The organism is Stenotrophomonas sp. PD6 (assembly GCF_049199305.1).
Lineage (GTDB): Bacteria > Pseudomonadota > Gammaproteobacteria > Xanthomonadales > Xanthomonadaceae > Stenotrophomonas.
This window is the reverse complement of sequence record NZ_JBLZQD010000006.1, coordinates 152,141-168,318: the sequence shown is the minus strand read 5'-3', so window position 1 is coordinate 168,318 and position 16,178 is coordinate 152,141. Positions and strand designations below refer to the sequence as shown.

At 67.4% G+C, this 16,178-nt stretch carries 11 protein-coding genes and 1 riboswitch; of the genes, 6 read left to right on the top strand and 5 right to left on the bottom strand.

Features of this window, described 5'->3' with window-relative positions; genetic code table 11:
• Nucleotides 1–78 precede the first annotated feature (78 nt).
• From ACOZHM_RS11185 to thiC, 3 genes are all read right to left on the bottom strand, one after another.
• Nucleotides 79–2,391, bottom strand: coding sequence for a winged helix-turn-helix domain-containing protein (locus ACOZHM_RS11185; protein WP_421569322.1), 2,313 nt, complete (start codon nt 2,389–2,391; stop codon nt 79–81).
• Nucleotides 2,392–2,664: 273 nt separating this feature from the next.
• Entirely contained in the window at nt 2,665–3,342 is a 678-nt protein-coding gene (locus tag ACOZHM_RS11180) for an ion channel (protein WP_421569321.1), read from the bottom strand.
• A gap of 133 nt (nt 3,343–3,475) precedes the next feature.
• Nucleotides 3,476–5,353, bottom strand: a complete 1,878-nt coding sequence (gene thiC, locus ACOZHM_RS11175) for a phosphomethylpyrimidine synthase ThiC (protein ID WP_421569320.1) — start codon at nt 5,351–5,353, stop codon at nt 3,476–3,478.
• A 114-nt stretch (nt 5,354–5,467) separates the two neighbouring features.
• A riboswitch (TPP riboswitch) is annotated at nt 5,468–5,569 on the bottom strand.
• 220 nt (nt 5,570–5,789) lie between these two features.
• Here thiC and ACOZHM_RS11170 point away from each other — a divergent pair.
• The gene (locus ACOZHM_RS11170) at nt 5,790–7,361 is read left to right on the top strand and encodes a BCCT family transporter (protein WP_421569319.1); all 1,572 of its coding nucleotides are present in this window, start codon (nt 5,790–5,792) and stop codon (nt 7,359–7,361) included.
• 821 nt (nt 7,362–8,182) lie between these two features.
• On the opposite strand, the gene ggt is transcribed toward ACOZHM_RS11170, so the two are convergent.
• Nucleotides 8,183–9,901 carry a gamma-glutamyltransferase gene (gene ggt / locus ACOZHM_RS11165; RefSeq protein WP_421569318.1) on the bottom strand — a complete coding sequence of 573 codons (1,719 nt, stop codon included), beginning with the start codon at nt 9,899–9,901 and terminating at the stop codon, nt 8,183–8,185.
• A gap of 73 nt (nt 9,902–9,974) precedes the next feature.
• Nucleotides 9,975–10,319: a hypothetical protein gene (locus ACOZHM_RS11160; protein ID WP_421569317.1), complete on the bottom strand. Its 345-nt coding sequence runs from the start codon at nt 10,317–10,319 to the stop codon at nt 9,975–9,977.
• A gap of 76 nt (nt 10,320–10,395) precedes the next feature.
• Between ACOZHM_RS11160 and ilvC the strand changes: the two genes are divergently transcribed.
• The 5 genes from ilvC (at nt 10,396) to ACOZHM_RS11135 (ending at nt 16,176) form a co-directional block, all read left to right on the top strand.
• A complete protein-coding gene (gene ilvC, locus ACOZHM_RS11155) occupies nt 10,396–11,370 on the top strand; it encodes a ketol-acid reductoisomerase (RefSeq protein WP_145479266.1) in 975 nt (324 codons plus the stop codon).
• A gap of 39 nt (nt 11,371–11,409) precedes the next feature.
• Nucleotides 11,410–13,146, top strand: a complete 1,737-nt coding sequence (gene ilvG / locus ACOZHM_RS11150) for an acetolactate synthase 2 catalytic subunit (RefSeq protein WP_421569316.1) — start codon at nt 11,410–11,412, stop codon at nt 13,144–13,146.
• Nucleotides 13,130–13,390 carry an ACT domain-containing protein gene (locus tag ACOZHM_RS11145; protein WP_421569315.1) on the top strand — a complete coding sequence of 87 codons (261 nt, stop codon included), beginning with the start codon at nt 13,130–13,132 and terminating at the stop codon, nt 13,388–13,390. Before ilvG ends, ACOZHM_RS11145 begins: the two co-directional genes overlap by 17 nt.
• Nucleotides 13,391–13,528: 138 nt before the next feature.
• Nucleotides 13,529–14,626: a threonine dehydratase gene (locus ACOZHM_RS11140; RefSeq protein ID WP_421569314.1), complete on the top strand. Its 1,098-nt coding sequence runs from the start codon at nt 13,529–13,531 to the stop codon at nt 14,624–14,626.
• A complete protein-coding gene (locus ACOZHM_RS11135; protein WP_421569313.1) occupies nt 14,623–16,176 on the top strand; it encodes a 2-isopropylmalate synthase in 1,554 nt (517 codons plus the stop codon). Before ACOZHM_RS11140 ends, ACOZHM_RS11135 begins: the two co-directional genes overlap by 4 nt.
• The last annotated feature ends 2 nt before the right edge of the window (nt 16,177–16,178 follow it).

Sequence of the window (16,178 nt, the reverse complement as noted above, 5' to 3'; positions counted from 1 at the left end):
TCAGGCGGTCAGCGTCAGGAACGAACGACGAGATTGATCCGAATTCGACACGAGGTCGGCACGAAAGAATCACGAAGGCTATTTTGCCTTCCAGAACAATACGTTGCTGATCGACGAGAACACCGGACGCGGGGGTTCAGGCATCGTCATCACGCCGATGTCGGCACCGTCGGCCACCGCCAAGGCCAGGTACAACGCGCTGCCGTCCGGCTGCGCACTGAATCCGTTGCCGGCGCTGAGCCGTTCGGTGTCCAGGCAGTACTCGGCGCCGGCCGACGGCGCACTCATTCGTACAAACGCGGTCGCGCACTCGGCGCTGGTGGACAGGTAGTCCAGGCTGCCGTCGCGGGCTACGGTCCAGGTCCGGTAGCGCCAACGCGAGGGCCGGTCCTCACTGACCTGGCGGATGCTGGCCGGATCCAGGCGCGCATCGGCCGACCACAGCCCGCCGGCCGACAGCCGCGTAAACAGGACGCGCTGGTGGGCGGTATCGAACCGTGCCTGCGACACGCCATCGATATGCCCCAACAGTTTCCAGGGGGTGCTGCGCCGGTCGAACAACGACAGCCGCATGCGCTCGTCCTGGTCACGCTCGACCACCAGCACGTGGTCGTTGTCGCCGGCATACAACGCCTGCAGCGGCTGCGCTACGGGCACTGGCAACACCACCACCTGTTCGTCGCGCGGCGACACCTCATAGATGACCGGCCGCGCCTGCGCGTCGCGGCCTGATACCAGCAGATGCGTGCTGTCGGCCGACCAGTCGGCGGCCTGGCGGGTTTCCGGGCGCAGGCCCTCCACCGGGCGCAGCGACTCCGGGCGCGACAGGTCCGCCCACCACAGGCCGTAGTTGCCCGAACGGTCCGAGGTAAACACCAACTGCCGCCCGTCCGGCGCCAGCATCGGCTGGCCATCGCGGCCGTTGGACGGGAACAGGCGCTCGGGCGTGCCGGGGCGCCCGTCGGCGACCGGCACCCGGAACAGGCCGAACTGCGCCTTGCGGTGCACGAACGCCAGCATGTTGTTGTGCCGCGACAGCGCAGGCGACTGCGCATCGTCGATGCCCACGTCGCGCAACGTACGCGTCTCGGTATCCAGTTCGTACAGCCGCGCCTCGCTGTCCACGCGGCGGCCGAACACGATGTGGCGGCTGTCGCTGCGCCAGGCCCAGCCACGGATTTCAGCCGAATCGTCGGTGAGCTGCTCGGGCACCCCACCCTGCGCCGGCAGGCGCCACAGGTCGCCGATCTGCGGGTTGCGCACGAACACGATCCAGCGCCCGTCCGGGGAGAAGCGCGGGGCGTAATCGAAACTGTCTTCGGCCACCACATAGTTCAATGCGGTCCACTGGCCACTGGCGATATCCAGCACGCGGATGCCGCGATGGGCATACCGCCCGGCCAGCGAGCCGAACACCAGCCCACGCCCGTCCGGCGTCCAGTCGAAACTGAGCAGTTCGGTGCCATCACAGCGCGTCACATGGCGCAGCGCGCCCCCGGTGGCGCTGCCGATCAACACCTCGCAGCTGGCTTCGGGCCCGAACCGGGCGAAGGCGATCTCGCGCCCGTTGGGCGACCAGTTCGGAAAGCGGTCCGAGTGGCCCGACGGCGTGTCGGCCAGCGCACGCGCCGGCGCATTGCCCGAGGTCTGTACCTTGATGGTGCTGCCCCCATGGGCGGTGCCGTCGGCCTCGTAGGCAACCTGGGAGCCGTCCGGGGACACCGTGGGATAGGTTTCAAAGCCGGAGGTGGCCGTGATCAGCCGGTACGGGCGCTGCGGGCTGCCCACCACGCGGCTGCCGTCGGCCAGCACGCCACTGCCGCCCGCCTGCTGCTCAGGACGCTGCAGCAGCAGCGCGGTCATCACCAGCAGGGCAACGACCATGCCGAGCCCGATCGCCAACAGAACGTAGCGACGCATGCGCCGCCAGCGGCTGCGCGGGCGCGGCACGGGGCTGGCCGCCGCAAACACCGCCGCCAGCGCGTCACGCTCGTCTTCGCTGGGCGCCGCGTCGTTCGTGCTCCCGGCAACGGGCTCGGCCAGCTCCGTCACCGGCTGCAGCAACCGATAGCCGGACTTGGCGATGGTTTCGATATAGGCCGCGCCGCTCTCGTCGTCGCGCGCGAACGCCTTGCGCAGCTGGGTGATGGCCTGGGTGAGCACATCGTTGGTGGGCAGGGTGTCCGGCCAGACCTCGGCAAACAGCTCGTCGCGCGTCACCACGGCACCGGGCACGCGCATCAGCACGCGCAGCACGCCCAGCGCCTTCGGCGTGAGCCGGCGCACACGACGCGCACCATCCACCATCACTTCACGCGATGAGATCGTGATCGTGCAGTCGCCGATCCTGATGCGGTCGGCAATGGGTGGCCCACTCTCTATGCTGATCATTCCGGTGCTACGTACAACAGCAGGACAACAGGAATGCAGCATTCATCGAATCAACTACCGATCGAACGAACCGCCAGATTCCGCACAAGCCATCAGCGCAAAGCGCAAAAACACTGAAGGGCGATAATCCTAGCCTATGCAGGTTAAACCGCGCCTGTGCGCGGGGACGACATCAGGCCCTCTCTCGCCGACGAATCCACATAAACTGCTTCACTATTCGCGCCTTCGGGCGCGAATTTTTTATGTTCGATTCAGAATTATTTTATCTTTGATTCAGTTTCGCGCGTTGCGGATCATGGTCAACCCGACCAGTCGCGACACCACCAGCGCCACGTACATTACGCCCGCGAACTGCTCCAGCATCACCAGCGCCCGCGCCTGCGGATGAACGGGGACTACATCGCTGAGTCCTACGCCTGACAGAAGACTGAAGCTCAGATAAAGCAGCTCCATCCACGTGCGCAGCTCACTCTCGCTGGTGGCCATGAAGCTGCCGGGGTACCACTGCTGGCACACCGCGAAGGCGAACGCGAATGCCCACGCCAGCAACGTGAAGGTGGCACCGGCGGCGAACAGCTCGTCGCGGGTGACCTTGTGGTCCTGCAGCATGTAGGCGATCAGGCTGCCGGCGGTATAGAAGTACAGCAGGCATTCGAGCAGCTGCGCCGTGGTGACCAGGGTCGGCCGGCCCAGCAACGCGCCGGCGACGGAGAACACCACCGAGGGAATGGCCAGCACCAGCGCCACCCACATGCCCAGCGGGCTGCGCCGCACCACCCACAACGCCAGGCCGAGCACGGCGATACCGAACGCGCCGAACAGCGCCCGGCCCGCGCCGGACTCGTCCATGGCCGGGTACAGCAGCACGCCCAGCAGTTGCACGCCAAGCAGCCAGGCCGAGGGGTGCCGGCGGGCGATGGCCAGCCATTTGGTGGTGCGTGCGATCGCCATCGTGGTGGTCCCTGCCCCTGTGTCGGTGGGCCGAAGCTTAGCGGAGCGCGCACCGAGGCGGCATGATGGCCGCCCCGGCACCCGCGCGTTTGGCGGGTCATGACCCTATGGCGTCACGACCAATGGTCGTGACCTACCCCGGTCGGTAGACCTCGGCGCCCAGTTCGCGGAACTGCGTGGACTTCTCGGCCATGCCGGCCGCCAGCGCCGCCTGCTCGTCCAGCCCCTGCCCCGCCGCATAGTCGCGCACGTCCTGGGTGATCTTCATCGAGCAGAAATGCGGGCCGCACATGGAGCAGAAGTGCGCCAGCTTGTGCGCATCCTTGGGCAGGGTCTCGTCGTGGAACTCCTTGGCCTTCTCCGGATCGAGGCCGAGATGGAACTGGTCCTCCCAGCGGAACTCGAAGCGTGCCTTGCTCAGCGCGTTGTCGCGCACCTGCGCGCCCGGGTGGCCCTTGGCCAGGTCGGCGGCATGCGCGGCGATGCGATAGGCCATGATGCCGTCGCGCACATCCTGGCGGTTGGGCAGGCCCAGGTGCTCCTTGGGCGTGACGTAGCAGAGCATGGCGGTGCCATACCAGCCGATCATGGCCGCACCGATCGCGCTGGTGATGTGGTCATAGCCCGGTGCGATGTCGGTGGTGAGCGGCCCCAGCGTATAGAACGGCGCCTCGCCACATTCGCGCAGCTGCTTGTCCATGTTCTCCTTGATCAGCTGCATCGGCACATGGCCGGGGCCCTCGATCATGGTCTGAACGTCATGTTTCCACGCGATCTTGGTCAACTCGCCCAACGCTTCGAGTTCACCGAACTGCGCGGCGTCGTTGGCATCGGCGATGCAGCCGGGGCGCAGGCCATCGCCCAGCGAGAAGGTCACGTCGTAGGCCTTCATGATCTCGCAGATGTCCTCGAAGCGCGTGTAGAGGAAGTTCTCGCGGTGGTGGGCCAGGCACCACTTGGCCATGATCGAACCGCCGCGCGAAACGATGCCGGTCACGCGCTTGGCGGTCAGCGGCACGTGGCGCAGCAGCACACCGGCATGGATGGTGAAGTAGTCCACGCCCTGCTCGGCCTGTTCGATGAGGGTGTCGCGGAAGATCTCCCAGCTCAGTTCTTCCGCGCGCCCGTCCACCTTTTCCAGCGCCTGGTAGATCGGCACCGTGCCGATCGCCACCGGCGAATTGCGCAGGATCCATTCGCGGGTTTCGTGGATGTGCTTGCCGGTGGACAGATCCATCACGGTGTCGCCGCCCCAGCGGATCGCCCACACCAGCTTCTCCACCTCCTCGGCGATGCCGGAGGACACCGCGCTGTTGCCGATGTTGGCGTTGATCTTGGTCAGGAAGTTGCGGCCGATGATCATCGGCTCGCTTTCGGGGTGGTTGATGTTGTTGGGCAGCACCGCGCGGCCGCGTGCGATCTCCTCACGCACGAACTCGGGCGTGATCGAAGCGGGAATCGATGCCCCGAACGACTGGCCCGGATGCTGCATCAGCAACGCCTTGTCGCGGATCGCCTCGATGCGCTGGTTCTCGCGGATCGCCACGAACTCCATTTCGGGTGTGATGATGCCGCGCCGGGCGTAGTGCATCTGCGTGACGTTGGCACCGGCCACCGCGCGGCGCGGCTGCAGGCGCGAGGGGAAGCGCACTGCGTCCAGGCGGGCGTCGGTTTCGCGCGAACGCCCGAACGCCGAGCTCAGCCGCTCCAGCAGCTCGGTGTCGCCGCGCTCGGCCACCCAGCCCGCGCGCAGCGCCGGCAGGCCGGTGGACAGGTCGATGCGGGCCTCCGGATCGGTATACGGACCCGATGTGTCGTACACCGTCAGCGGCGCGTTCTCTTCGCCGCCGAACAGGGTGGGCGTGCGGGTCAGCGCGATCTCGCGCATGGGCACCTGCAGGTCGCTGCGCGAACCCGCCACGTGGATCTTGCGCGAGCCGGGAATGGGTCGCGTGACCGATTCGGACAGCTGCTGGGCCTGTTGCTGCAGGGCGGAAGGGTGTGCGTTCATCGGGCATCGTCCTGGGTTATCGGTGCGAGGGTTCGCACGGCAAGGGACGAAGCGGCGGCGCACGGCAGGCGCACGGCGCGCGGATGCCAGGCGGGGAGCTGGGCGGCGCGGTGCATCGGCTGTTGCGAAGCTTCCCTACGCCGGTATCAACCGGATCAGGTTCGAAGGGACTGTCTCAACCGTGGCCACCTGGCCGCGGTACCCCCGCTTCGGGGCGGATTAGACCACAACCACGGCGAAGTTGCCTCGCCGCGTGTAGCCAGGCGCGCACCGTGAACAGGGTTGTCATGCCGCATTGGCTAGACTGCCGCGCAGCGACGCCGCTGCTGCGCTGTCCGCTGTGTCCGGCTCGACCGGCCCGAATCATGCCAGTCGTTGCCGCCGTGCCGCTGGAGACTGCGAGCTGCGGCTCGCGCCTGTACGGAGACGCGCCTGCATGGTGTTCCGAATTTCAATCGCACTGGTGCTGTTGCTGGTGCTGGTCGCCGGCGTCGCGCCGGGCCCGTTCAACACCGTGGTGCAGAGTGGCCTGGTGCATATCATCCGCAGCACCGGCTGGCTGTATCTGCTGGTGGTGTTCATCACCCTTTCGTTCCTGCTCTACCTGGCGTTCGGCCGGCTGGGCTCGCTGCGCATCGGCGGTGAGGATGCCGAGCCCGACTTCTCCAACGCCAGCTGGATGTCGATGCTGTTCGCCGCCGGCATGGGCATCGGCCTGGTGTTCTGGGGCGCGGCCGAGCCGGTCTCGCACTTCGTCACCCCGCCCGAAGGCCTGGCCCCGCAGAGCATGGAAGCCGCCCGCGCCTCGATGCGCTACGCCTTCTTCCATTGGGGCCTGCACCCGTGGGCGATCTACGCCCTGATCGGCCTGGCCATGGCGTGGTTCCAGTTCAACCGCAATGGGCGCGGCCTTGTCAGCGACCTGCTGCAGCCCCTGATCGGCGCGCATCATCGCGGCTGGATCGGCACCGTGGTGAACGTGGCCGCCGTCGTGGCGACCGCAATCGGCGTGGCCACCACGCTGGGCTTCGGCACCATCCAGATCGCCGCCGGGCTGGAGCGCGTGTTCGGCATCCACGCCGGCGTCCCGCTGCAGCTGACCGTCATCGCGGTGGCGTTCGTGCTGTACATGGCCTCGACCACCAGCGGCGTGCACCGTGGCATCAAGTGGCTGTCCAACATCAACCTTGCCCTGGCCGCCCTGCTGCTGGCGCTGGTGCTGGTGCTGGGTCCGACCGGCTTCATCTTCGACACCTTCACCACCACCATCGGCGCCTACCTCAACCAGCTGGTGACCATGAGCCTGCGCATGTCGCCGTTCTCGGGCAGCACCTGGGTGGCAGACTGGACGATCTTCTACTGGGCCTGGTGGATCGCGTGGGCCCCGTTCGTGGGCTCGTTCATCGCGCGCGTGTCGCGCGGGCGCAGCATCCGCGAGTTCGTGCTGGGCGTGGTGATCGCGCCGAGCCTGCTCGGCTTCCTGTGGTTCTCGGTGTTCGGCGGCACTGCGTTGTGGTCGCAGATCTTCGGGCATGTGGACCTGGTGCAGGCGCTGGGCAACGGCTACGAGACGGTGCTGTTCACCATGTTCGACAGCCTGCCGATGCCCACGGTGCTCTCAGTGATTGCGCTGGTGCTGCTGATGATCTTCTTCGTCACCTCGGCCGACTCGGCCGTGCTGGTGCTGGCCAGCATGTCCACCGACGATGCGGGCGACCCGCCGCTGTCGCGCAAGATCACCTGGGGCGTGGCCATCGCCCTGATCGCGGGCGCGCTGCTGCTTGCCGGCGGGCTGGACGCGCTGCAGGGCATGATCACCATCGCCGCCCTGCCCTTCGCGCTGCTGATGTTGGCGGTAATGTGGTCGCTGTACCGCGTGCTGGACATGGAATACCAGCTGCAGCGCCGCCGCGCGCTGCGCGCGCGGCGGATGATGGATGCGTGGATCGAGCGCGAGATTGCCGCGCAGGAAGAGACACGCGATGAGGCGTCGCGGGCGGATACCTAGCGCTCAAGAGCAGCGTTTCAGTTTCTGCGTGCCGGGGCGGCCGTCGGGCAGCCACGCTCCGGGACACGCCGTGAACCCTTCCTTATGAGGCATCGCGAGCAGATACCTGGCGCTCAAGAGCAGCGTTTCAGTTCATCCGTGCTGGGGCGGCCGGCGGGCAGCCCCGCTCCGGGACACGCCGTGAACCCATCGTTATGAGGCATCGCGAGCGGATACCTAGCGCTCAAGAGCAGCGTTTCAGTTCATCCGTGCTGGGGCGGCCGGCGGGCAGCCCCGCTCCGGGACACGCCGCAAGTACGTCCTTGTAGGCTGCTCCAAAACATCCATGTTTTGGAGCGTCCCTCCGGGGGCTACCCGCCGGCCGCCCCCGATAGTTGGTCGCGTGCGGATACGAAGAGCAGACACGCACGGCGTGTCCCTACGCGGCGGTTACGCCGAATGGGTCTGGGGTCGGTTACGCCGCACGGGCCTGGGCCGGTAGATTCGGTTCCCGAACGAATGCACGGAACCCACCAACGTCCGGTAACGCAGGAAAAATAATCGGCATCGCCGTTGATCTTCCGTGGCCACCAACACACCGTCGAGGGTCGGCGGGGGCGGGTTTGCGGGACTGTAGAAAACATGGATGTTTTCTACAAGCCTCCAAGGACGGATTCACGGCGTGTCCCGCAAACCCGCACCCGCCGGCCCAGCTCAGGCCATGATTGAACCAACGGCTGTTCGCACAGATGCATGAAGCAGCCGGGCAGAGCCCGGCTCTACGCGGAGCAGAAAGCAGCCGGGCATCGCCCGGCGATACGGCGATCCAGGATCGCCGTGGGTCAGTAGCCTGCCGCCTGGCCGTCCTTGCGGCTCTCGGAGGCGCCGTAATACACACCCGTTTCCGGGTCGCGCATGATCGCCTGGTAGCCACCGTACGGGCCGTCGGCGAACACCACGCGGTGGCCCTTGCGCATCAGTGCGCGCACCGTCTCGTACGGGTAGCCGGTCTCCAGGTTCACTTCACCGCCATCGCTCATCGCCGTGGCCTGGCCGGTCGGCTCCGTCGAGCCCTCATGCTGGATGCGCGGCGCGTCGCCGGCTTCCTGCAGATTCATCCCGAAGTCCACCAGATTCATCACGATCTGCGCGTGGCCCTGCGGCTGCATCGCCCCGCCCATTACCCCGAAACTCATCCACGGCTTGCCGTCCTTCGTCACGAAGCCCGGAATGATCGTCTGGAACGGGCGCTTGCCCGGCGCGTACCCATTCGGGTGGTCCTTGCGCAGCACGAACATCTCGCCACGATCCTGCAGAATGAAGCCCAGCCCCGGCGGCGCCATGCCACTGCCCATCCCGCGGTAGTTCGACTGGATCAGCGACACCATCATGCCGTCGGCATCGGCGACGGTCATGTAGATCGTGTCGCCCTCCTCCAACTGCTTCGGCGTGCCCGGCTGCACCTCACGCAGCGCCTTGTCCATCGAAATCAGCTTGCGTCGCTCCGCCGCATATTCCTTCGACACCAGCTTCGCCACCGGCGCCGGCTGGAACGCCGGGTCGGTGTAGAAGCGCGCACGGTCCGCGAACGCCAGCTTCTTCGCTTCCACGAACAGGTGCACATGCTCCGGCGAGCCGAACGCAATCTTCGAGAAATCGTAGCCTTCCAGCACGTTCAGAATCTGCAGCGCCGCAATGCCCTGGCTGTTGGGCGGCAGCTCCCACACATCGTAACCACGGTAATTGCTGCTGACCGGCTCCACCCACTCACCGTGGTGGCTGGCCATGTCCTCATAGCTCAAGTAGCCGCCATTGGCCTTGAAGTACGTGCCGATCGTGCGCGCGATGTCACCCTTGTAGAACGCATCGCGGCCGCCCTGCGCAATCTGCTCCAGCGTATTGGCCAGGTTCGGGTTCTTCCACAGCTCGCCCTTGCGCGGCGCATGCCCGTTGATCGTGAACTGCTCCTTGAAGCCCGGGTACTGCGACAGCTTCGGCACCGAACGGTCCCAGTAGTACGCGATCACCTCCGCCACCGGATGGCCCTCGCGCGCATAGCGGATCGCCGGGGCCAGGTTGTCGGCCATCGGCTTGCGCCCGAAGCGGTCGTGCAGCGCGAACCAGCCGTCCACCGCGCCCGGCACCGATACCGGCAGCGGCCCGGTCGGCGGAATGTCCTTCAACCCGCGGCGCTGGAACTCGGCCAGCGTCAGCGACTTCGGCGAGCGGCCCGAGCCGTTGTAGCCGTACAGCTTCTGCGTTTTCGGGTCCCACACGATCGCGAACAGGTCGCCGCCGACCCCGTTGCCGGTCGGCTCCATCAGCCCCAGCGCGGCGTTGGCCGCGATCGCCGCATCCACCGCCGAGCCGCCGCCCTTCATCACATCGAGTGCGATCTGGGTGGCCAGCGGCTGCGAGGTGGCGGCCATCGCGTGCGGGGCGATCACCTCCGAGCGGGTGGCGAAGCCGTGGCCGGTCACCCGGTCGGCGGCGGAAGACAGCAGCGGCAGCGCGCAGAGCAGTGCGGTGGCCAGGACGGCGCGGGCAAGGGGTCGGGGCACGGGAGGGAGTTCCTGGAAGGAGGTCAGCCCTCGATGGTCGCCGCTGCGGGCCGTCGCGCACATCCGACAATGGTCATGCAAAGGGCCGTCCACGACAGTCGAATCCGCGCAGAAACCACGCTTCAAAACTTGAATTGGCGTTCACCGGAACGCTTTCAGCCGCAACCATCCTTATGCGGCGCGGCTTTGCGCTGGATACAGGCGAAACCGTTGGAAATTGTGGGAACACGGTTGACAGCGGCAAAACCGCTGTGGTTTTCTCGATCACATGTTGCAGCGCCACACGCCCATTCGCGAATCCATCGAGCCCGCCGGTTCCGGCGCGGTCTCCATCCGTTCGCTTCTCGTCCTCGTACTTATTACCCAACCAACAGGTGCGGGACGGACCGGCGTGTAAGTAGAACTGCCAGGTATCCATCAAAACCCGCACCCACCCAGGTGCGGGTTTTTTCGTTTCAGAACCCTCCGATTCTTCCTCCAAAGGACCTCCCCCCATGAGCACCAACGACCTGCCCCAGATCAAGATCGCTGTTGTCGGCTACGGCAGCCAGGGCCGCGCGCACGCACTGAACCTGCGCGAATCCGGCTTCGACGTCGTCATCGGGCTGCGCCCGGGCGGCCCCACCGAGGTCAAGGCGCAGGCCGACGGCTTCACCGTGAAGGCGCCGGCCGAGGCCGTGAAGGACGCCGACCTGGTCGCCGTGCTGACCCCGGACATGGTGCAGAAGAAGCTCTACGAAGACGTGCTGGCGCCGAACATGAAACAGGGCGCCGTGCTGCTGTTCGCCCACGGCCTGAACGTGCACTTCAACATGATCGCCCCGCGCGACGACCTGGACGTGGTGCTGGTCGCGCCCAAGGGCCCGGGCGCCCTGGTCCGCCGCGAGTACGAAATTGGCCGTGGCGTGCCGTGCATCTGGGCCGTCTACCAGGACCGCAGCGGCAAGGCCGCCGAGTACGCCCTGGCCTACGCCACCGGCCTGGGCGGCGCGCGCGCCAACCTGATCGAAACCACCTTCAAGGAAGAAACCGAAACCGACCTGTTCGGTGAGCAGGCCGTGCTGTGCGGCGGCGCCTCCGCGCTGGTCCAGGCCGGTTTCGAAACCCTGGTGGAAGCCGGGTACCAGCCCGAGATCGCCTATTACGAAGTACTGCACGAACTGAAGCTGATCGTGGACCTGTTCTACGAAGGCGGCATCACCCGCATGCTGGAATTCATCTCCGAAACCGCGCAGTACGGCGACTACGTCAGTGGCCCGCGCGTGATCGACGCCGGCACCAAGGAGCGCATGAAGGCCGTGTTGACCGACATCCAGGACGGCACCTTCACCAAGAACTGGGTGGCCGAGTACGAAGCGGGCCTGCCGAACTACAACAAGTTCAAGCAGGCCGACCTGGAGCATCCGATCGAGAAGGTAGGCAAGGAACTGCGCGCCAAGATGGTCTGGTTGCAAAGTCAAGCCGCGTAACCGCGCGGCTCCCCCACCCGCTTTCGCAAAGGTCACCGCATGAACACCTCCGCACACAGCACCGCGCCCCGTAATGGCGCACGCTGGTTGACGCAGGCCCTGGAAGCCGAGGGCGTCGACACGCTGTTCGGCTATCCGGGCGGCACCATCATGCCTTTCTACGACGCCCTGGTGGATTCGGGGCTGAAGCACATCCTGGTCCGCCATGAGCAGGGCGCGGCACTGGCCGCCAACGGCTACGCCCGTGCCAGCGGCCGGGTCGGCGTCTGCGTGGCCACCTCCGGCCCGGGCGCGTCCAACCTGGTGACCGGCATCGCCGACGCGATGCTGGACTCGGTGCCGATGGTCTGCATCACCGGCCAGGTCGCCACCCCGCTGCTGGGCACCGACGCGTTCCAGGAACTGGACGTGTTCGGCCTGACCCTGCCCATCGTCAAGCACAGCTGGCTGGTGCGCTCGGTCGACGACCTGCCGCGCGTGGTCCGCGAGGCCTTCCGCATCGCCCGCGAAGGCCGCCCCGGTCCGGTGCTGATCGACCTGCCCAAGGACGTGCAGGTCGCCGACGCCAGCCACCTGCCGGTGCACGTGCCGGAGACGGTCAACCCGCCGGTGGCCCCAAGCGACGCGGCCCTGGCCGACGCCATCGCCGCGATCCAGGCCGCCGAGAAGCCGGTGATCTACGCCGGCGGCGGCGTCGCCCTGGGCGATGCGGTGGAAGACTTCCGCGCCTTGGTCGACGCCACCGCCATCCCCACCGTGCTGACCCTGCGTGGCCTGGGTGGGCTGCCGGCGCACCACCCGCACTACCTGGGCATGCTGGGCATGCACGGTACCCGCGCGGCCAACATGGCCGTGCAGGAAAGCGACCTGCTGGTGGTGGTCGGCGCGCGCTTCGACGACCGCGCCACCGGCAAGTTGAACGAGTTCGCGCCGTTTGCCCGCGTCATCCATATCGACGCCGACGCGTACGAGATCTCCAAGCTGCGTACCGCCGATGTGGCGGTGCCGGGCAATGTCGGCACCGCGCTGCGTGCGCTGACCGCGGCACTGCCCAGCGCAGCCGCCTCGCAGCAGGCGTGGCGCAAGCGCTGCGCCGGGCACCGCGAGCGCTTCGCCGCCCGCTACGACGCACCGGGCGCGCACATCTACGCCCCGGCACTGCTGAAGCGCCTGAGCGAAGTGGCCCCGGCCGACGCGATCATTGCCTGCGATGTTGGCCAGCACCAGATGTGGGTGGCCCAGCACTGCCGCTTCAACCATCCGCGCAACCACCTGACCAGCGGCGCGCTGGGCACCATGGGCTTCGGCCTGCCGGCGGCGATGGGCGCGCAGTTCGCCTGCCCCGACCGCACCGTGGTGCTGGTCTCCGGCGACGGCAGCTTCATGATGAACGTGCAGGAGCTGGCCACCATCGCCCGCTGCCGCCTGCCGGTGAAGATCGTGCTGCTGGACAACAGCTCGCTGGGCATGGTCCGCCAGTGGCAGGAACTGTTCTTCGCCGAGCGTTATAGCGAGATCGACCTGTCCGACAACCCGGACTTCGCCGCACTGGCCCAGGTGTTCGGCATTCCGGCCACCCGCATCGAGAACCGCGATGACGTCGAAGGCGGCCTGGCCGCGCTGCTGGCCGAACCGGGCCCGGCCCTGCTGCACGTGGCCATCGACGCGCGCGCCAACGTGTGGCCGCTGGTGCCGCCCAACAACGCCAACAGCACGATGCTGGAAAGCAACCCCGCCCATCAGTCCCAGGAGTTCCCCCATGCAATACCGGCTTGACCTGGTGCTGGTTCCGGCCGAAGGCGCGCTGCTGCGCGTGATCGGCATGGCCGAACGCCGTGGCTTCGCACCGCGCGCGATCGTGGGTGCGCCCAATGCCGCCGACGACGGCCGCTGGCACCTGCAGCTGGTGGTGGACAGCACCCGGCCGCCGGAGACGTTGTGCCGCCAGATCGAGAAGATCTACGACTGCGTTTCGGTGCGGATCAGTGCGCTGGAATCGGGTAGTGGAGTGAACGTATGAACGCCCGCGCCGTGGTTTCGGTGCCGGTACGGGGGGGTCTTCTTCAAGGCTCCTCGCCGCCGTACAGCCGCACGGTTCGTTTCCGCGAAGCCACCCATGGGGTGGCTCTACGCCGAGCCTGCAACCTACGGAGTGGCCATGCCGGCTAGCCGTACCCCGCAGGAACCGGAAGTAGGCGATGTAAGCGTCGCCGACGTGCTGGCCGCGCAGGCGCGGCTGCGCCGGTTCCTGCCGCCCACGCCGCTGCACTATGCGGAGCGGTTCGGCACCTGGCTGAAGCTGGAAAACCTGCAGCGCACCGGTTCCTACAAGGTGCGGGGCGCATTGAATGCACTGCTGGCCGGGCGCGAGCGCGGCGATGACCGCCCGGTGATCTGCGCCTCGGCCGGCAACCACGCCCAGGGCGTGGCGTGGTCGGCCTACCGCCTGGACATCCCGGCCATCACCGTGATGCCGCACGGCGCCCCGGCCACCAAGATCGCCGGTGTCGCCCACTGGGGCGCCACCGTGCGCCAGCACGGCAACAGCTACGACGAGGCCTACGCCTTCGCGCGCGCCCTGGCCGACCAGCACGGCTACCGGTTCCTGTCTGCGTTCGATGACCCGGACGTGATCGCCGGCCAGGGCACGCTGGGCATCGAACTGGCCGCGCATGCACCGGACGTGGTGATCGTGCCGATCGGCGGCGGTGGGCTGGCGTCGGGCGTCGCGCTGGCGCTGAAGTCGCAGGGCGTGCGCATCGTCGGCGCGCAGGTCGAGGGCGTGGATTCCATGGCCCGCGCGATCCGTGGCGACGTCCGCGAGATCGCGCCCGTGGCGACCCTGGCCGATGGCGTGAAAGTAAAGATTCCCGGCTTCCTGACCCGCCGCCTGTGCAGCGCACTGCTGGACGACGTGGTGATCGTGCGCGAAGCCGAGCTGCGCGAAACCCTGGTGCGGCTGGCACTGGAAGAACACATCATCGCCGAGGGTGCCGGCGCCCTGGCGCTGGCCGCCGGCCGGCGCGTCGCCGGCAAGCGCAAGTGCGCGGTGGTGTCCGGCGGCAACATCGATGCGCTGGTGCTGGCCCAGCTGCTCGCCGACATCCGCCCACGCGCGCCGCGCAAACCGCGCCGGCGCGCCAGCGAGCGAACACGGCCCCCGCTACCGACCGTACTCGCGCCCTCCCCCCATTCCTTACCCCTTCCTGCTTCTGCCATCCCATCCGACCTTGCCGTCGAGGAGACCTCCTGGTGACTACGCCCAACTCCCCCCGAATTCGAATTTTCGATACCACCCTGCGCGACGGCGAACAGTCGCCGGGCTGCAGCATGAGCCCGCAGCAGAAGCTGGTGATGGCCCGCGCACTCGACGAACTGGGTGTGGACATCATCGAGACCGGCTTCCCGGCCAGCTCGCAGTCCGACCGCGACGCCATGGCCATGATCGGCCGTGAAGTGCGCCGCCCGACGCTGGCGGTGCTGTCGCGCTGCCTGGCCGCCGACATCGAGACCTCGGCCAAGGCGCTGGAGGCCGCGGCCAACGCGCGCCTGCATGTGTTCCTGTCCACCAGCCCGCTGCACCGCGAGCACAAGCTGCGCATGAGCCGCGAGCAGGTGCTGGAATCGGTGCACAAGCACGTCAGCCTGGCCCGCAGCTACATCGACGACGTGGAATTCTCGGCCGAAGATGCCACCCGCACCGAGGAAGACTTCCTGATCGAGGTCGCCCGTGTGGCGGTCGCCGCCGGCGCCACCACCATCAACCTGCCCGACACCGTGGGCTTCACCACCCCGGAAGAAATCCGCGGCATGTTCCAGCGCGTGATCGCCGGCGTGCCGGACAGCGACCGGGTCATCTTCAGCACGCACTGCCACAACGACCTGGGCCTGGCCGTGGCCAACTCGCTGGCCGCCATCGAGGGCGGTGCCCGCCAGGTGGAATGCACCATCAACGGCATCGGCGAGCGCGCCGGCAACTGCTCGCTGGAAGAGCTGGCCATGGTGCTGAAGGTACGCAACGCCTTCTACGAGGAAGACACCCGCATCAACACCCCGCGCATCGTCTCCACCTCGCAGCTGCTGCAGCGCCTGGTCGGCATGCCGGTCCAGCGCAACAAGGCCATCGTGGGCGCCAACGCCTTCGCGCACGAATCGGGCATCCACCAGCACGGCATGCTGCGCCACCGTGGCACCTACGAAATCATGCGCCCGGAAGACGTGGGCTGGGAAAACTCGCAGATGGTGCTGGGCCGCCACAGCGGCCGCGCGGCGGTCGAGGCACGCCTGCGTGCGCTGGGCTTCTGGCTGGAGGAAGAAGAGCTGAAGCTGGTGTTCGAACAGTTCAAGACCCTGTGCGAACAGCAGCGCGTGGTGACCGACGCCGACCTGCAGGTACTGATGCAGGGCAGCTCCACCCAGAACGGTTACCGCCTGGCCTCGATGACCATCAGCGACGTGGGCAGCCGTGCCAACGCGCTGGTCGAACTGTCCGATCCGGACGGCAACCGCGTGGCCGAAACCGCGCAGGGCGACGGCCCGGTGGACGCGCTGTTCGGCGCACTGGCGGCTGCCACCGGCGTGCAGCTGATGCTGGACAGCTACCACGTGCACAGCGTGGGCATCGGCGCCGATGCACGCGGCGAAGCCAACCTGAGCGTGCGCCACGACGGCGTGGAGTACGAAGGTACCGGCACCAGCCGCGACATCATCGAAGCCTCTGCATTGGCCTGGCTGGACGTGGCCAACCGCCTGCTGCGCCAGCGCCAGGCCAGCGCCGAACAATCCGCGGCCACTGCCGCCGCCTGAGG